Annotated in this window: 15 protein-coding genes; 9 read left to right on the plus strand and 6 right to left on the minus strand. The window is 65.7% G+C overall.

The features are described from left to right. Positions 1–64: 64 nt before the first annotated feature. Positions 65–1,942 carry a calcineurin-like phosphoesterase C-terminal domain-containing protein gene (locus CGLY_RS05815; RefSeq protein WP_052539747.1) on the minus strand — a complete coding sequence of 626 codons (1,878 nt, stop codon included), beginning with the start codon at positions 1,940–1,942 and terminating at the stop codon, positions 65–67. 98 nt (positions 1,943–2,040) lie between these two features. Next, positions 2,041–2,934 (minus strand): LysR family transcriptional regulator, encoded by an 894-nt coding sequence (locus CGLY_RS05820; RefSeq protein ID WP_038547270.1) that lies wholly within the window; start codon positions 2,932–2,934, stop codon positions 2,041–2,043. A gap of 79 nt (positions 2,935–3,013) precedes the next feature. On the opposite strand from CGLY_RS05820, the gene CGLY_RS05825 reads away from it, so the two are divergent. From CGLY_RS05825 to CGLY_RS05835, 3 genes are read left to right on the plus strand one after another with little or no spacing between them, the layout of a single operon-like run. After that, positions 3,014–4,006 carry an EamA family transporter gene (locus CGLY_RS05825; RefSeq protein WP_081803797.1) on the plus strand — a complete coding sequence of 331 codons (993 nt, stop codon included), beginning with the start codon at positions 3,014–3,016 and terminating at the stop codon, positions 4,004–4,006. Beyond that, positions 4,003–4,647, plus strand: coding sequence for an NAD(P)-dependent oxidoreductase (locus tag CGLY_RS05830; RefSeq protein WP_038547273.1), 645 nt, complete (start codon positions 4,003–4,005; stop codon positions 4,645–4,647). Before CGLY_RS05825 ends, CGLY_RS05830 begins: the two co-directional genes overlap by 4 nt. After that, the gene (locus tag CGLY_RS05835; RefSeq protein WP_038547276.1) at positions 4,616–5,221 is read left to right on the plus strand and encodes an MFS transporter; all 606 of its coding nucleotides are present in this window, start codon (positions 4,616–4,618) and stop codon (positions 5,219–5,221) included. The genes CGLY_RS05830 and CGLY_RS05835 overlap by 32 nt, the downstream gene beginning before the upstream one ends. An 83-nt stretch (positions 5,222–5,304) precedes the next feature. Here the strand turns inward: CGLY_RS05835 and CGLY_RS05840 are convergent, their stop codons facing one another. The 4 genes from CGLY_RS05840 to CGLY_RS05850 all read right to left on the minus strand — a co-directional run bounded on the left by CGLY_RS05840 (position 5,305) and on the right by CGLY_RS05850 (position 8,678). Continuing rightward, positions 5,305–5,745 (minus strand): GNAT family N-acetyltransferase, encoded by a 441-nt coding sequence (locus CGLY_RS05840; RefSeq protein ID WP_038547278.1) that lies wholly within the window; start codon positions 5,743–5,745, stop codon positions 5,305–5,307. Between the two features lie 26 nt (positions 5,746–5,771). After that, positions 5,772–6,386, minus strand: a complete 615-nt coding sequence (locus CGLY_RS17100; protein ID WP_081803799.1) for a TetR/AcrR family transcriptional regulator — start codon at positions 6,384–6,386, stop codon at positions 5,772–5,774. Between the two features lie 120 nt (positions 6,387–6,506). Continuing rightward, positions 6,507–7,109 carry a M23 family metallopeptidase gene (locus CGLY_RS05845; protein ID WP_038547281.1) on the minus strand — a complete coding sequence of 201 codons (603 nt, stop codon included), beginning with the start codon at positions 7,107–7,109 and terminating at the stop codon, positions 6,507–6,509. Between the two features lie 3 nt (positions 7,110–7,112). Further along, entirely contained in the window at positions 7,113–8,678 is a 1,566-nt protein-coding gene (locus CGLY_RS05850) for a GMC family oxidoreductase (RefSeq protein WP_038547284.1), read from the minus strand. 105 nt (positions 8,679–8,783) lie between these two features. Here CGLY_RS05850 and CGLY_RS05855 point away from each other — a divergent pair, with 105 nt between their 5' ends. The 6 genes from CGLY_RS05855 to fni are packed head-to-tail and all read left to right on the plus strand — an operon-like array spanning position 8,784 to position 14,640. Further along, positions 8,784–9,071 (plus strand): hypothetical protein, encoded by a 288-nt coding sequence (locus CGLY_RS05855; protein WP_038547287.1) that lies wholly within the window; start codon positions 8,784–8,786, stop codon positions 9,069–9,071. Beyond that, positions 9,071–10,423, plus strand: a complete 1,353-nt coding sequence (locus CGLY_RS05860; RefSeq protein WP_038547290.1) for a tripartite tricarboxylate transporter permease — start codon at positions 9,071–9,073, stop codon at positions 10,421–10,423. Before CGLY_RS05855 ends, CGLY_RS05860 begins: the two co-directional genes overlap by 1 nt. Before the next feature lie 56 nt (positions 10,424–10,479). Continuing rightward, positions 10,480–11,406 (plus strand): mevalonate kinase, encoded by a 927-nt coding sequence (gene mvk / locus CGLY_RS05865; RefSeq protein ID WP_227590403.1) that lies wholly within the window; start codon positions 10,480–10,482, stop codon positions 11,404–11,406. Then, on the plus strand, positions 11,403–12,428 hold the full coding sequence (gene mvaD, locus CGLY_RS05870) for a diphosphomevalonate decarboxylase (RefSeq protein WP_038547298.1): 1,026 nt from the start codon (positions 11,403–11,405) through the stop codon (positions 12,426–12,428). The genes mvk and mvaD overlap by 4 nt, the downstream gene beginning before the upstream one ends. Then, positions 12,425–13,540 carry a phosphomevalonate kinase gene (locus CGLY_RS05875; RefSeq protein ID WP_227590404.1) on the plus strand — a complete coding sequence of 372 codons (1,116 nt, stop codon included), beginning with the start codon at positions 12,425–12,427 and terminating at the stop codon, positions 13,538–13,540. Before mvaD ends, CGLY_RS05875 begins: the two co-directional genes overlap by 4 nt. Before the next feature lie 14 nt (positions 13,541–13,554). After that, positions 13,555–14,640: a type 2 isopentenyl-diphosphate Delta-isomerase gene (gene fni / locus CGLY_RS05880; RefSeq protein WP_038547300.1), complete on the plus strand. Its 1,086-nt coding sequence runs from the start codon at positions 13,555–13,557 to the stop codon at positions 14,638–14,640. The last annotated feature ends 2 nt before the right edge of the window (positions 14,641–14,642 follow it).

Raw genomic sequence — 14,642 nt, forward strand, 5'->3', positions numbered from 1 at the left:
TGCCTGGGACATCTCTGGCTCGCCGTGTACGGCAACTAGATGGGAGCGATTACCTGCACTCTGCCTACTGGTTGTCCTCGGTGACGGTAAACGCCACCGTCTGCAAGCTCTGGTGCCCGTACCGGTCGGTGCCCTTCACCTCCACGGTGTGTTCGCCGACAGCCAGGTCGTCCGGCAGCGTCGCACGCCAGACATGCGGACTGGCCTGGGCGACGTTGCCGGAGGAGCTCAGATTGTGCGTGGCGGAGACAGTTTCCGTGTACTCCCAGCCCTTGTTCAATGCTTCGCCCTCGGCCGGCTGGGTGTGCTCGGCATCGACAGTCTCTCCGTCGATCGTGACCTGGACATCCGCACCGGTGGAGCCGCCGAAGAAGCTGGTCGTCAGGTAGGACCCTCCGTCGACGACGTCCTGCTGGGACACCTCCAGCGGATCAATCTGCTCCGGGGCATCCCCCTGCTTGTCGTTGTCCTGCCACTGTTGGGCGTCTTCGGCCCACGTGCGCCAGGTGGGCGAGTTGATACCGGTGAGGAACTGGTGGTCCTGCTCCTCATTGCGCACCGTGTAGTACTCGCTGCGGCCAGTGCCGTCGAACTCAAAGGTCAGCACGCCCGGCTCTGCCGCGTCCGACGTGTAGGCGTGGGGGACGCCATTGTCGTTGAGCTCACCTGAGTACCAGTCGCCGGACACCGCGCCGGCGATGATCTGGTCGTGGCTGAGCTGGGTGATCGGGCTCTGATCGTTGTCGGCCCATTCTGCACGCTGTTCCCCGGCGACGAGGTGTTCGAGGGTGTGGGTGTGTCCACCGACAGTCACCGCATGGGGATAGTCAGCGAGGATCTCGTAAAGGTCGTCGGCGTTGTCGGTCACGACCTCCTGATAGCTGACGATCGGTGCATGCGCGGCGATCACGATCTGCTGGTCCGGCTCAATGGTGGCCAGGTCATTCCTGAGCCATTCGAGCTGTTGATCGTCAATCTTCTCGTCGTATCCGCCGTTGCCGCTGCCGTCGTCACCGTTGTAGACGATGTTGTCCAGGGCAACGAAGTGGGTCTCGCCGACATCGTAGGAATAGTACGGCGCGCCGAAATCCCGACGGTAGGTGTCGGTGGCATTGACGTCGGAGGTGGCGTCGTAATCGATGTCATGGTTCCCCGGCAACGCACGGACAGGGCCGTTGGCATCGCTGTACAACTGCTTCAGGTCCGGATTGAGGCTCAGGTCGTCGCCGACATTGTCACCGAGCAACAGGATTCCGCAACCGGCGTAGTCGTCCCGCGCGGCCAGGTCCGCGGGAGCACCCTTCCGGGCGTACTCGACTTCCTGCTTGTCGTAGGTCTGTGTGTCTGCCGCCATGGGGCAGGACTGCTCCGGTGACGCGGTGGCTTCGGATGCCGCAAGCGGAAAGTTCACGGCAGAGGGGACCGGGCCGGTTGGTTCGAGCCCTCCGAACGTGAGATCCGGTGATCCTTCCGGATAGTGCTGGTAGCTGAACTGGGCGAAGTTGTCTTCGTCGACGGGGACCTGCCAGCCGGCAGGTTGGGTGACCGACACCGACATGTTGTCGCGGACGGGGAGCTCATAGCGGCCGGTGTCATCGGTGGTGGTCACGTCGATACCGTTGGTGACTCGGACGCCGGGGACACCAGCTTCGTCCCCGTCGAGCGCGGAGTTCCTGTTGGCGTCGTCAAAGACGCGACCGGTGAAGAGGCTCTGGTCATTGGCTTCTCCGTCGACGACCTCGACGGAGCCTTCGTAGAGGCCCTCGTTACCGGACGGGTCGGTGGGAGCGGAGGATCCCGGACGTGAGCTTGAACCGGGCAGTGCGGAACCGTCCTGGGCGTAGGCGGGGGTTTGCGCCGGGGCGGTGGTGAGGATCACGGCAGCGGCGAGGACGGTGCCGAGAGGTGCGCGTAGCGAGCGCGAGTGCATGCGTGAGGGCATGGGAGCATTCTCCTGTCAGAAACTGAGGGTCGGCATGTGCCGTCACACAGTCTGGGTGCTACCTGTGTCACCGTGGTGACGATGCAGGAGAGTGCAGATCAACGCCGGGTGAACAGGTCATGATGAGCGTCGGTCATCATCTCCACCAGCGCCGTCGCCGCCGGCCCCGGGTTGAAATCACTCCAGGCCAGATACTGGATGCGCGACGGCCCGTCGGCCACGTCGAGGATGTGCACATCAGCGTCCTCAGGGATGGCGTCGCGGGAGAGGAGAGCGACGGCGAGTCCTTGCCGGACGACCTCCAGCATGAAGCTGGTGTCTACTGCCTCGAAGGCGACATCGCGGGTCAGGCCGGCGTCGCGGAACGCCACGTCGGACTGCGCCCGACCCGGCGAGTCGACCGGGAAATCCACGAATGCCTCGCCGTCCAGGTCGGCGAGTGCGATGTTGTCACGTCCGGCGAGACGGTGAGTCGCGCTGACCACCGCCACGAGATCCTCGCGGACAAGTTCCTGACTACGTACTCCGCGGGGTGGTTGACCGGCGGGTAGACCAAGCACCGCGACGTCCATCCCTCCGGAGCGGATGGCGGCGATGAATTCGTCGCTACTCCCGCCGAGAAGCCGGATCTTCACTGCCGGGTGAGCCTGGTGGAACCTGCCGAGGACCGCCGGGACATCGATGGCGGTCACCGTGGGAATTACGCCGATGGTGACCGTGCCCCGGATCCGACCGGTGGCTGCGGCTGCGTCAGCGGCGGCACGGTCGGCGGCGTCCAGACTGGCCTGAGCGGAGGGAAGGAACGCTGCACCGGCGTCGGTGAGTTCGACCCTCCTGCTGGTACGGGCGAAAAGCTGCACGCCGAGTTCGTGCTCCAGTGCTTTGATCCGGTGGCTCATCGCCGACTGCACGATGTGGCAGCGCTCCGCTGCTCGGGTGAAGTTGCGGGTCTCGGCGACGGCCAGGACGTACCTCAGTTGCTGCAGTTCCATAGATCAATCATGTATCACGATCGGTGGAATGAAAAACATGTGTTGGACTCATGTCTCGTGCTGACTGACGATGAAAGGCATGACAGCAACCACAGCAACAGCCGCACCCCACCAACCACCGCCCTCTCCACCGGGCGCGCCACCACCAGCGACGGGGAGCGCACGGGTGGGGTGGACGGCCCTGACCGCCATCACGCCCGCGGTGTGGGGGACCACCTACATCGTGACCACGCACATGCTGCCGGACGGCCACCCGCTGTTCGCGGCGATGATGCGCGCCCTGCCCGCCGGACTGATTGCCCTGCTCCTCGCCCGGACGCTGCCGCGTGGATCCTGGTGGTGGAAAAGCCTGGTGCTCGGCACCCTGAACATGGCGGCGTTCTTCCCGCTGCTCTTCCTCACCGCCCAGCATCTACCCGGCGGGGTCGCCGCCACGCTGAACGCGTCCCAACCCATCGTCGTCGCCTTCCTTGCCGTGGCGATCCTGCACGAGAAGCTCTCGGTCTGGCGACTGGGGTGGGGGATCGTCGGTGTCGGTGGCGTGGCCCTGGTCGTACTCGGTCCCGGGGCGGGGCTGGACCTTGTCGGTCTGCTGGCAGGTATCGGTGCCGCCGCATCGATGGGCACCGGCGTGGTGCTCACCAAGAAGTGGGGACGCCCGGACGGGGTCAGCGCGACGGCGCTCGCCGGATGGCAGCTCACCGCGGCAGGGCTCGTCCTGCTGGTCCCGGCGCTCCTCGTCGACGGTGTGCCGCAGGACATCGACGGCACCACGGTCGCCGGATACCTCTGGCTCGGACTGGTCGGCGGCCTGATGACCTACATCATCTGGTTCTCCGGTATCCGACGTCTCCCGGTCACCGCAACGGCATTGCTCGGCCTGTTGTCTCCGCTGGTGGCAGCGGTGCTGGGAGCGGTCATCGCTGGGGAGTCGTTCGGCACCGTTCAACTGGCAGGGTTCGCCCTGGCGCTGTCGGCGATGGTGGCGGGCCAACTCCCACCGCCGCGGAAGACGACACAACGCACGACGAACTCCCGTACGGGACACTCACCGGAAGGAACTGACTCATGAACATCGCCGTCATTGGGGCGACCGGCATGGCGGGCAGCGCCATCGTCGCCGAAGCACTGTCCCGCGGACACCACGTCACCGCGGTGTCGCGGCATGCGCAGGGGAGTGGAAACGATCTGCTTCGAACCGTCGCCCTGGACCTTGCCTCACTGGACGCGGTCGCGGATCTGCCGCAGATCCTCGCCGGCGTCGACGCCGCGGTGCTGGCTGTGCGGCCTTCGCCAGGCTCGGAGCATCTGATGGGGCCGATGACCGCCACCGTCCTCGACGCCGCAGAACGTGCCGGGACCCGCGTCCTGGTCGTCGGTGGGTCAGCACCCTTACGCTCGCCGGACGATCCGGATCGTCTCCTCATCGACGACACCAGGTACATCCCCGAAGCCTGGCGACCGATCGCCGGAGCGAGTCTGGACCAGTTCCAGGTGTGCATGGAGCACACCCGCACCCGGTGGACGTATCTCAGCCCGTCGGCGGTCTTCGAGCCAGGGGAGGACACCGGCGGATACCGACGAGGCACCACCACGTTGCTGACGGACAAACACGGCCAGTCCCGCGTCACCCCGGGCGACCTGGCACTGGCCGCCGTCGACGAGAGCGAGGAGCCCGGCGATGACCCGCACATCACCGTCATCGGACGCTAACCGCGACCAGACGCCGGACACCGGACCGTCCGGCGTGTTCACGCCATCACTGCGGTTGCTCACCGTCGGGTTGCTGGTCTCGGTCGGCATCGTGGCGTTCGACGGTCTCGGGGTCACCACCGCGATGCCGCAGAGTCGACGCGAGATGCGACAGGGGACGGTGACGTGCCGGGCTGATTCGATGATGGGTCTGGTCATCCTGGCTGTAGGTATCGCCGTCATCGCCGTGACCCTGCTGGGGGAGGCCCTCCCGGTGGGAGTCGCCGTCGTTGGCTGGATGATCGGCGGGTTCGGCATGGGGCTGGCCTACAACGCCAGCACTGCCGAGACGTTCAGTGAGACCAGCGAGGATGCCTCGGGACAGATGAGCGGCACCATCCAGATGGCGCAGACTCTCGGCACCGCCTTGGCCGCAGGCATAGGGACGGCCGTGATCGGAGGGGCCGGAGGCGGCGATGAACTGCACACCGCGATGATTGCGATCTTCGCGCTGACGGGCGCTTTTGCACTGATTGCGGTGCCGCTGGCGATGAGGGTCCGGACGGCGGCTCCCAGTGGTGCCGTAAAGGAGTAGATCGTCGGAGGATCACGATGGTAGCTCGTATCCCACCGGGTCGACACCCCAACCGAGAACCCTTGTTTCCCAACCTTCCGTCATTACTTCAGCATGGGGACATGGGGAATTCCATCTTCAAGAAATTCTTCTCCAGCACGCGTGAAGCCGAAAGACTCGTACCACGCCTGTAGGGGCGCTTGGGCATCGAGAACGATCTTCTTATGCGGCGCGACTTGTGAACACTGGTTCAGTGCGTATGTGAAGAGATCGCGGGCGATGCCGGTACCCCGGTAGTTCTTGTCTGCAACAACGCGTCCGATACGTAATGACTGTTCTTCGGTCAGTATTCGTAAAGTGGCGGGAATGTCGAGGTTTTTAGTGCACCAGACCTGGAGGCTGTCTTCTTCGAGGTCCCTCCCGTCGAGCTCTGGATATGCGCAGGACTGCTCCACGACGAAGACATCGCTGCGGAGCTTCAGTATTCTGTAGAGCGTACGTGGATCCATGTCCTTTAGGTTTCTTGAGTGGTATTCGATGCTCAATTTGCAGTTCCTCCTGCTGGGGTTGTTCATTCGATATGGGCGGAGGGTGGTGATGCCATTTTCCGAAGTGTGTTATCGACTTCCATCGCAAGGATTGATTCCTGGATTTCGGCGCTGTAGGTCTCCGGGTCTAGCGAGGCGAGCAAGGCTAGGCCTTCTGTTGCTGCGATAAGCTGAATAGCTGAGATTTTCACGCTGTCCGTGGAAGCGTCTGGGGTGCAGGTGGATATGATGCGGGCGATTCTATGCAGCCATCTTCGGTTCCCCGAGACATGTATTTTTCGCATCGCATCATCGGATAGTGCCGTGGCTGCGAACCCTGCCCATACGCGGGCCTCGTGTTTCCTTTCCGTGTCGAGAGGTAGTACGCCACAAAGCACCTCTTTGAGGCGAAAACGGGGCGATTGATGCGTATTTTCGGCGATGTTTGCTCGTTCTTCCGTGCGTTTGTAAAGCACTTCCCGAGCATGCTTGAGCATGGCGCCGCGTGATCCGAAATGGTGCATGATGAGGCCCGTTGTGCAACCTGCGTGCTGCGCGACTCGGCGCACGGAGGTCCCTTCGATGCCGTCTTCGGCGACGGTTCTCCATACCGCCCGCGATAGTCGTTCACTCGTCGGCTCTGTGTCTTCGGTGGGCATATCCTCCCCGCTCGTAACGACTGTTACGGCGAGGTTATGTGAGAACGGGGGTATTAGCAAGCGACTGGAAGATCGCACATTCCTACCCGCAGCCCGCGACAACTCGACGGGGAGTGACTGTCACACGATGTCTCCGTTGCGGGGCAGCGTGCCGTGAAAGGTCACCGCCACGGGGTTGCCGCAGGCGACATCAGGGCCTTGCACAGCCTGGAGATGCAGGTGTGGCTCGGTGCTGTTGCCCGTGTTTCCGCATTCGGCCACTGCGGCCCCGACATCAACAAGCTGGCCCCGAGTGACGCTGATGCTGCCGTGCCGGAGATGGCACAGGGCGACAACGATGCCGTCAGTCTCGATCACAACATGATTTCCCGCCAAGGACACCCATCCAGCGGCAACCCGTCGTCGCTGCGTCAGCGCGTATCCAACCGACGGCAGCCCCCGGTATGCGGGGTGGTCGCGCTCGCCGTCGTGGACCGTGACAACTGTTCCATCAACCGGGGACAGGAGTGTCCGCCCGAATCCGGGGAACTTTTCCGGCGGTTCGGGCCGTACGAACGATCCGAGGGTGAGTGGTGCAGAGCGCCCGTCGTCCACCGGGACGAAGTCGATGGCGTAGGACGAGGCGAACTGCGCCGTCCCGTGGCTCGGAACACGGTTAGCGGGGCTGTTCTGGACGAGCCATCGTCCTGTGAACGGATACGCCATATCGAGAGTGCCAGTCATCCCTCACCCTTCGCCCAGAACGAACTCCGCAGCCTTCTCGCCGATCGCGATGGACGGGGCGTTGGTGTGGCCGCGGATGATCTCCGGCATCACCGATGCGTCGGCGACGCGGAGACCCTGCACACCACGGACCCGCAGATGCGGGTCCACCACCGAGTCCTCGTCGGTGCCCATCCGGGCGGTACTTGTCGGATGGTAGAGCGTGTGCGACGCGCCGGTCAGGGCCTCTTCGCAGCGTTGTTCAACCGTCATCTTCTCCCCACCGGCGGGGACGATGAACCGTCCACTCTGGCGCGACCGCAGACTCGGCGCGTCGAAGATCCGCGAGCAGATCTCCAGGCCGGCCAGCATCGTCGCCCGGTCCTGTCCGCCTGCATCACTGAGGTACCGTGGGTCGATCACCGGTTTGGTCATCGGATCAGCAGAAGCCAGGGTGATTTCGCCCCGGCTCTCCGGCTGCAGCAGGATCGGCCCCATCGTCAGTCCGTGTTCCGGAATGCCGGTCAGCCCCTCATTGACGTAGGCGACCGGGGCATAGATGATCTCCAGGTCGGGGGCGGCAAGCTCCGGGCGGGATCGGACGAACCCGTACGCCTCAGCGACGTTCGAGGTCAACAGCCCTCGTCGTCGCGCCAGATACCGGGCGACATGAGGCAGCTTCGTCGCGTCGAGCAACGTTCCTTTCTCGGTAGCGACGGCGAACAGCGAGACCAGGTGATCGCGCAGGTTCTTCCCGACCTCGGACGAGACAGCTACCGTCGCGATCCCATGCTGCGCAAGATGCGCAGGATCGCCGATGCCGGAGAGCATCAGCAGCTGCGGAGTGTTCACCGCCCCTCCACACAGGATGACCTCGCGCCGGGCACCGACGGCGCGTTCCCGGCCGTCGTGCAGGTAGTCCACACCGACCGCGCGGGTCTCGTCGAAACGGACCCGGGTCGTCTGAGCGTTTGTCCGCACGGTCAGATTCGGACGGAGGGCCGCCGGACGCAGGTAGGCCGTCGCGGCGCTGGACCGTGCCCCGTTGTGCTCGGTGACCATCGTCTGGGTGAAGCCGTCCGGTGCATCGGCGTTGGCGTCCTCGACGCGGTAGCCTACCTCCGAGACCGCTCGGAGGAAGGCTGCGGTGTGCTCACTGGGGTCGCGCTGGTGCTCGACGGACACCTCCACGCGGTCCAGGGCGCGTGAGATCTCCGTCCAGGACCACTCCGGTCCGGCGAGTTCGCCCCACCGGTCGTAGTCTTCAGCAAAGCCGACGACCCACATCAATGCATTGATGGACGAACTTCCGCCGAGGACCTTGCCGCGTGGCCAGTAGATCGACCGGTCACGTAGGCCGGGTTGGGGAGTCGTGGCGTAGTCCCAGTCGAACTCGGAGCGGAACGTCTGGGAGAACGCCGCGGGGATAGTCACGCCCTGGCCCTTGTCCTTCCCGCCGGCTTCGAGCAACAGGACGGACCTGGACCCGTCGGCGCTGAGTCGGTTCGCCAACGTGCAGCCTGCTGACCCGGCCCCGACCACGATGTAGTCGAACACCTCCGGGAGGGATGCGGTAGTGGTCTCAGACATGTGGAACCTCCGGTGTCGGAACTGTTTGACCTTGAAAGTAGACGAGAATTCACACCGGCGGGTGGTAATGCGCCACACCGGAGGAGACACGTAAGGTATGTAGGCATGCCTAACACTGACCGTCGTCCGGGCGACCACGACGACTACATCGAGGTGTGGAACGACCTCGTGTCGACCCGTGACCTCACCTGGTCACTGCTCATCTGCGGTGTCACGACCGCGCTCGCTCTCCTGATTGCCACGGCATTGTCCTCCAGCGAGTTCTTCTGGGGGCTCGGCGGTGCCGTCGTGGGGTTCGTGGTCTGTGTGGTGGTCTTCACGCCCAAACGCGTGGTGCGCATCATTGACGGCAGCACTGACAGCACCACTGATGAGACAGCTGGGGCCGTCTGATGGACGCCACGCTGCTGCTCCCGATGCTCCTCGCGGCCATCGCTGCGATCCTGCTCTACACCTTCATCGGCTTTATTCCGGGAACGGACGAGACGAGTGTGCTGGTGCCCGTCACCCTCGCCCTCGCGCTGGCAGGTGTCGACCCGGCCGTCCTGCTCACCTTCTTCATCGCGGCGATCGTCACCCTGAATCTCACCAACGCCATCCCCACCGCCCTGGTGGGATTGCCCGGAGGGGTGCTGTCGGCGCCGATGATGGAGCATTCGCTCTACCTCAAGAGCCAGGGCCGGGCCGCTGAGACGATCAAGAAGATGGCCGCCGGCAGTGCGATCGGCACGATCATCGCCATCCCTGTCAGCCTGGCCATCGCCACAGCGATCGCTCCCTACGCCGACACGCTGCGCGAGTACGGCACCCTGCTCTTCGTCGGTGGTGCGGTGCTGCTCGCCCTGCTGGGCGCCAACCGGCTGCTCTCCCTCATCGCCATCATCCCGATGTCCCTGCTGTTCCAGGGACTCCTGTCGCTCTACCGTGACCAGGGGGTGATCCCGCAGGACGGGAACATCTCGGTGTCCTTCTTCCTGGGCATCACGATCGGCCCACTGCTGGTCTCTGTGCTGGGGCTCCTCAACCGCAGCCACCGGGAGAACCTGCCCGGCCACCCGCCGACGACGGTGGACATCTCCCGCAAAAATCTGCGGGGCCAGTCGCTGGCCCCGAACAAGATCCTCACCAGGGACGAGACCGCACGCACGGGACTGTGGTCATTGATCTCCACACCGTTGTTCTTCCTCAGTCCGGTGGGCCTGACGTTCCTGCTCGGCGAAGGCGCGGCAGGACGCTCCGGCGACCGCACCACGCGGGCGAACCGGGCGGTCGCGGGGATGAACGGCGTGGCCCACGCCAGCTACCTCTCCGGCACGATCATCCCACTGCTGGCGATCGGCATTCCGCTGTCCCCGGTGGCCATCGGCCCGGCTCAGGCACTGTTCAACGCACCGCCGGCGCTCACCCTGGACAACAACCTGCACCATCTGCTGAGCACGCCGATGTTCATCGTCGCCGTCGTGCTCGGTGCCGTCCTGGCACTCGGGCTGACCTACGTCATCGCGGTGCGCTACTCCTACCGGATCACCTACGTGGTGATGCGCTACATTCCGCACGAGGCGGTACTCGGACTGTTCATCGGTTTCATCCTGCTGCTGGCCTACCTGGACGCCGGGGTGGCCAACATCTTCGGCGTCCTGCTGGTCGGGGTCGCCTGCGGAACGCTGAACAAGTTGGGCGTAGGCTACGGCGTGCAGTTCATGACGTTGTACGCGTCCCCCTGGATCGTGCAGAACCTGCTGTAGTGAGAAAGGATTCTGTGAAGTCGTCTCGGGAACCTCACGTCGGACATGGTCGGACAGTGGCCAAGGTCATCCTCTTCGGTGAGCACTCCGTGGTCTACGGGCACCCTGCTGTGGCCGTGCCGTTGCACAACCTGCACATGACTGCCACGGTGCGCCCCGCCGCCGTGGTCACCGCCCCGAGCACACTGAACTGTCTCGACTGGCACGGCCCGCTGGACGCCGCTCCCGCACAGCTCGCCTCCGTGGTCGAGGCAGTCAAGGTGGCCACCGGCTTCGCCGGGCATCCGGATACTGGCCTGCATGTAACCACGCAGGCCGACTTCCCGCCGGAGCGTGGGCTGGGTTCCTCCGCTGCTGCTGCCGGCGCGGTCATCCAGGCCGTACTGGACGCCTACGGTGTTCCGGCGTCCCCGCAGCAGCTCTTTGATCTCACTCAGGAGGCTGAGCGCATCGCCCACGGTCATCCGTCCGGACTGGACGCGCTGACGACCGCCTCGTTGGCACCGGTGTATTTCCGGGACGGAGCGGGGACGGCCCTGGACATGAACCTGACGGCCTGGATCGTCATCGCCGACTCCGGGGCGCAGGGCAGCACCCGGGAGACCGTCGGCGATGTCCGACGCGGCTACGAGACCTCCCCGGAGCAGGTCGGTGCCCTGCTTGACCAGCTCGGCGCGATCGCCGAGGGGGCGGCCGAGGACCTGCGGACCGGCGATGTCAGCGCACTCGGAGAGAAGATGAACGACGCCCATCGTCTGCTGGCTGAGCTCGGGGTCAGCGACGACCGGCTGGACGCGATGACCGGCGCCGCCCGTGATGCCGGGGCCGTTGGCGCGAAACTCACCGGGGGAGGACGAGGCGGATGCATCATCGCCCTGGCCCGCACCGGTGATGACGCCGCACGCATCGCCGGCAGCCTCACCGACGCCGGGGCGTCCGGCACCTGGATCTACGCACCCCACCTCGAGAAGGCGGCACCATGAGCCCACACAGGAAAGCGACAGCGACCGCACACGCCAACATCGCCCTGATCAAATACTGGGGCAAGGCCGACGAGGCACTGATCATCCCCCGCACGTCGAGCCTGTCCCTGACGCTCGACGAGCTCTACACCACCACCACCGTGGAGTTCGGCGGGGAAGGCGCCGAAGGCGCTGGCGGGACCGATCACGCCACCCTCGACGGTGCCCCCGTCACCGGTCGCGCGATGGAGCGCATCACCGCGTTCCTCGACATCGTCCGTGAACGGGCGGGTATCCGGGGTGCTGCGCAGGTGGCATCGGTGAACACGGTGCCCACCGCTGCCGGGCTAGCCAGCTCCGCCTCCGGGTTCGCGGCCCTCGCCGGCGCGGCAGCCGCGGCGGCCGGTCTCGATCTCGACGACCGCGACCTGTCGCGTCTGGCACGCCGGGGATCGGGGTCGGCGTCGCGTTCCGTGTTCGGTGGTCTGGCTGTGTGGAACGCCGGGACTGACGATGCCACGTCCTACGCCGAGCCGGTCGCCGGTGGTCAGAGCTTCAGCGACCGGTTGGCCATCGTCGTACTCGTCCTTGACGACGGGCCGAAGGGTATCTCCAGCAGGGAGGCGATGCGCCGCACCGTCGACACCTCGCCGGACTACGAACCATGGGTCGCCCACCACGCACGGCACCTCGCCGATGCCCGTGCCGCGATCGCCGACGGCGACCTCGAGCGGCTGGGGGAGGCCACCGAAGCCAATGCCCTGGGTATGCACGCCACGATGCGCGGTGCCGTCCCACCGGTCGACTACCTCACCGCAGCCAGCCGTGCAGCGGTGCAGACGGTACAGGCCGCCAGGGACGCCGGTTTCCCCGCGTGGGCGACCATGGACGCCGGTCCGAACGTCAAGGTGCTCACCAGCGCAGAGCAGGCGGAGGCCCTGAACTCCTGGCTCTACGACCGGCTTGCACCTGCTACCCCGGGGCTGCGCACCCTCGTCACGCACGCCGGCCCCGGGCTCACAGTCGAGAAAGGACAGTCATGACTGCACCACGCATGGCCGAGGTCCGTGCTCCCGGAAAGCTCTACATCGCCGGCGAATACGCCGTGGTCGAGACGGGCTTTCCGGCTATTCTCGTTGCCGTCGACCGCTACGTGACCGTACGGGTCACCCCCGCGACCGGCACCGGACACATCACCTCCGACCAGTTCACACAGAGCCGGGTGGAATGGCACCGCGGGGACCGGCAGATGATCGTCGAACCGGATCAGGCACCGTTCGATTTCGTGCTGGCCGCCGCACGCGTCGTTGAGGAGGCAGCGGTGGCTCTCGGCACACCACTGGAGATCTTCGACGTCGACATCACCAGCGAGCTCGACGACGACTCCGGGCGGAAGTTCGGGCTCGGTTCATCCGCCGCCGTCACCGTGGCCACCGTCCGTGCCCTGTGCGACTACTACCGGCTGGACCTGACCAGGATGGAACAACTGAAGCTTGCCCTGCTCGCCAGCATCTCCGTACAGACGTCCGGATCCGGCGGCGACGTGGCGGCCAGCATGTTCGGAGGCTGGATCGCCTACACCTCCTTCGACCGGGAATGGGCCCGGGCGGAACGCGGCGTCCGCCCACTCATCGACCTGGTGAGCATGGACTGGCCCGGGCTGTCGGTCCGGAGAGTCTGCCCGCCGGACCATCTGCAACTGCTCGTCGGCTGGACCGGCTCGCCGGCGTCCACTTCCCGACTGGTCGGGGACGTGCAGTCCCGGAAACAGGGGGAGGGGATGGACTACACCAGGTTCCTCGCGGAAAGCCGGCGCTGCGTGACCGGGCTGATTGCCGCCCTGGATGACGACGACGCCGCCGGTATCAGGGCAGGGATCCGCCGCAACCGTGAGCTGCTCCGTGAACTCGGCGAGCACTCCGGCACCACCATCGAGACACCGACACTGCGACGCCTGATCGAGATTGCCGAAGCCAACGGTGGTGCGGCGAAGACCTCCGGGGCCGGAGGCGGCGACTGCGGTATCGTCCTCATCGACAGCGAAGCAGACGGGGCCGACGGTGGTGGGATCGACAGTCTGCTTGCGGCCTGGGAACGCGCGGACATCCGCGTCCTCAACCTGCACGACCATCAACCCGACGGGACCATCGAGTGACAGGGAACAAGCCAATGAGCACCAACCGCAAGGACGACCACGTCCAGCTGGCCGAAGAACTCACCACCGAGGGACGCGCAGCACACCCCGCCGGTGGTTTCCACGACCTGCGGTTCATGCACCATTCGTTCAACGGCCTCGCCCGCGACGCCGTCGACATCTCCACCACCGTGACGGGCGCACACTGGCCGGTGCCGTTCTACATCAACGCCATGACCGGCGGCAGTGAGAAGACCGGACAGATCAACGCCGACCTCGCCAGGGCTGCCGCAGCCACGGGCGTGGCCATGGCCAGTGGTTCCGTCAGTGCAGCCCTACGCGAGCCCGCGTTGGAACCGACGTTCCGCATTGTGCGCGACAGCGCGCCCGAGGCATTCATTTTCGCCAATGTCAGTCCGGAAGCCTCGGTGGAGCAGGCGCGCCGGGCGGTGGACCTGTTGGACGCCAATGCCCTGCAGATCCACGTCAACCCGGCGCAGGAACTGGTGATGCCGGAGGGAGACCGCGACTTCCGCTCCTGGCTCGACCGCATTGCCGAGATCGTCTCCGGGGTGGACGTGCCCGTGGTCGTCAAGGAGGTCGGCTTCGGACTCAGCAGCGAGAGCATCGCGGAGCTTGTGGAGCGGGGGGCGACCACCGTGGACGTCAGCGGGCGCGGCGGCACCAACTTCATCGACATCGAGAACCACCGCCGGTCACGCCAGGAGTACACCTACCTGTCGGGGTGGGGACAGAGCACGCCCGAGTGTCTGCTGGACACGCTGCACGGGCCCGCCGGGGCGCCGGAGGTGGACGTGCTCGCATCCGGCGGCGTGCGCACCCCGCTGGACGTGGTGCGCGCCCTGGCCCTCGGTGCCCGTGCCGTGGGAGTCAGCGGGCACTTCCTGCACGTGCTCATGACCGACGGGCCAGAGGCACTGGAGGGGGAGCTGACGGCCTGGACAGATCAGGTGCGCACCCTGATGACACTGCTCGGGGCGGCGGACGTCACCTCGCTGTCGTCGACGGACGTCCTCGTCACCGGTGAGACGGCGGAGTTCGCGCGGTTGCGGGGTGTGGACCTGCCGTCGCTGGCGCGTCGGCGGACCGCGGCCGGATAACA

The organism is Corynebacterium glyciniphilum AJ 3170, assembly GCF_000626675.1.
GTDB classification, from domain to species: Bacteria; Actinomycetota; Actinomycetes; order Mycobacteriales; family Mycobacteriaceae; genus Corynebacterium; species Corynebacterium glyciniphilum.

What these genes read in the sequence shown, in the direction of transcription:
- CGLY_RS05815 (WP_052539747.1), bottom strand. Translation starts at nt 1,942, where the DNA reads ATGCCCTCACGCATGCACTCGCGCTCGCTACGCGCACCTCTCGGCACC.
- CGLY_RS05820 (WP_038547270.1), bottom strand. Translation starts at nt 2,934, where the DNA reads ATGGAACTGCAGCAACTGAGGTACGTCCTGGCCGTCGCCGAGACCCGC.
- CGLY_RS05825 (WP_081803797.1), top strand. Translation starts at nt 3,014, where the DNA reads ATGACAGCAACCACAGCAACAGCCGCACCCCACCAACCACCGCCCTCT.
- CGLY_RS05830 (WP_038547273.1), top strand. Translation starts at nt 4,003, where the DNA reads ATGAACATCGCCGTCATTGGGGCGACCGGCATGGCGGGCAGCGCCATC.
- CGLY_RS05835 (WP_038547276.1), top strand. Translation starts at nt 4,616, where the DNA reads ATGACCCGCACATCACCGTCATCGGACGCTAACCGCGACCAGACGCCG.
- CGLY_RS17100 (WP_081803799.1), bottom strand. Translation starts at nt 6,386, where the DNA reads ATGCCCACCGAAGACACAGAGCCGACGAGTGAACGACTATCGCGGGCG.
- CGLY_RS05845 (WP_038547281.1), bottom strand. Translation starts at nt 7,109, where the DNA reads ATGACTGGCACTCTCGATATGGCGTATCCGTTCACAGGACGATGGCTC.
- CGLY_RS05850 (WP_038547284.1), bottom strand. Translation starts at nt 8,678, where the DNA reads ATGTCTGAGACCACTACCGCATCCCTCCCGGAGGTGTTCGACTACATC.
- CGLY_RS05855 (WP_038547287.1), top strand. Translation starts at nt 8,784, where the DNA reads ATGCCTAACACTGACCGTCGTCCGGGCGACCACGACGACTACATCGAG.
- CGLY_RS05860 (WP_038547290.1), top strand. Translation starts at nt 9,071, where the DNA reads ATGGACGCCACGCTGCTGCTCCCGATGCTCCTCGCGGCCATCGCTGCG.
- mvaD (WP_038547298.1), top strand. Translation starts at nt 11,403, where the DNA reads ATGAGCCCACACAGGAAAGCGACAGCGACCGCACACGCCAACATCGCC.
- CGLY_RS05875 (WP_227590404.1), top strand. Translation starts at nt 12,425, where the DNA reads ATGACTGCACCACGCATGGCCGAGGTCCGTGCTCCCGGAAAGCTCTAC.
- fni (WP_038547300.1), top strand. Translation starts at nt 13,555, where the DNA reads ATGAGCACCAACCGCAAGGACGACCACGTCCAGCTGGCCGAAGAACTC.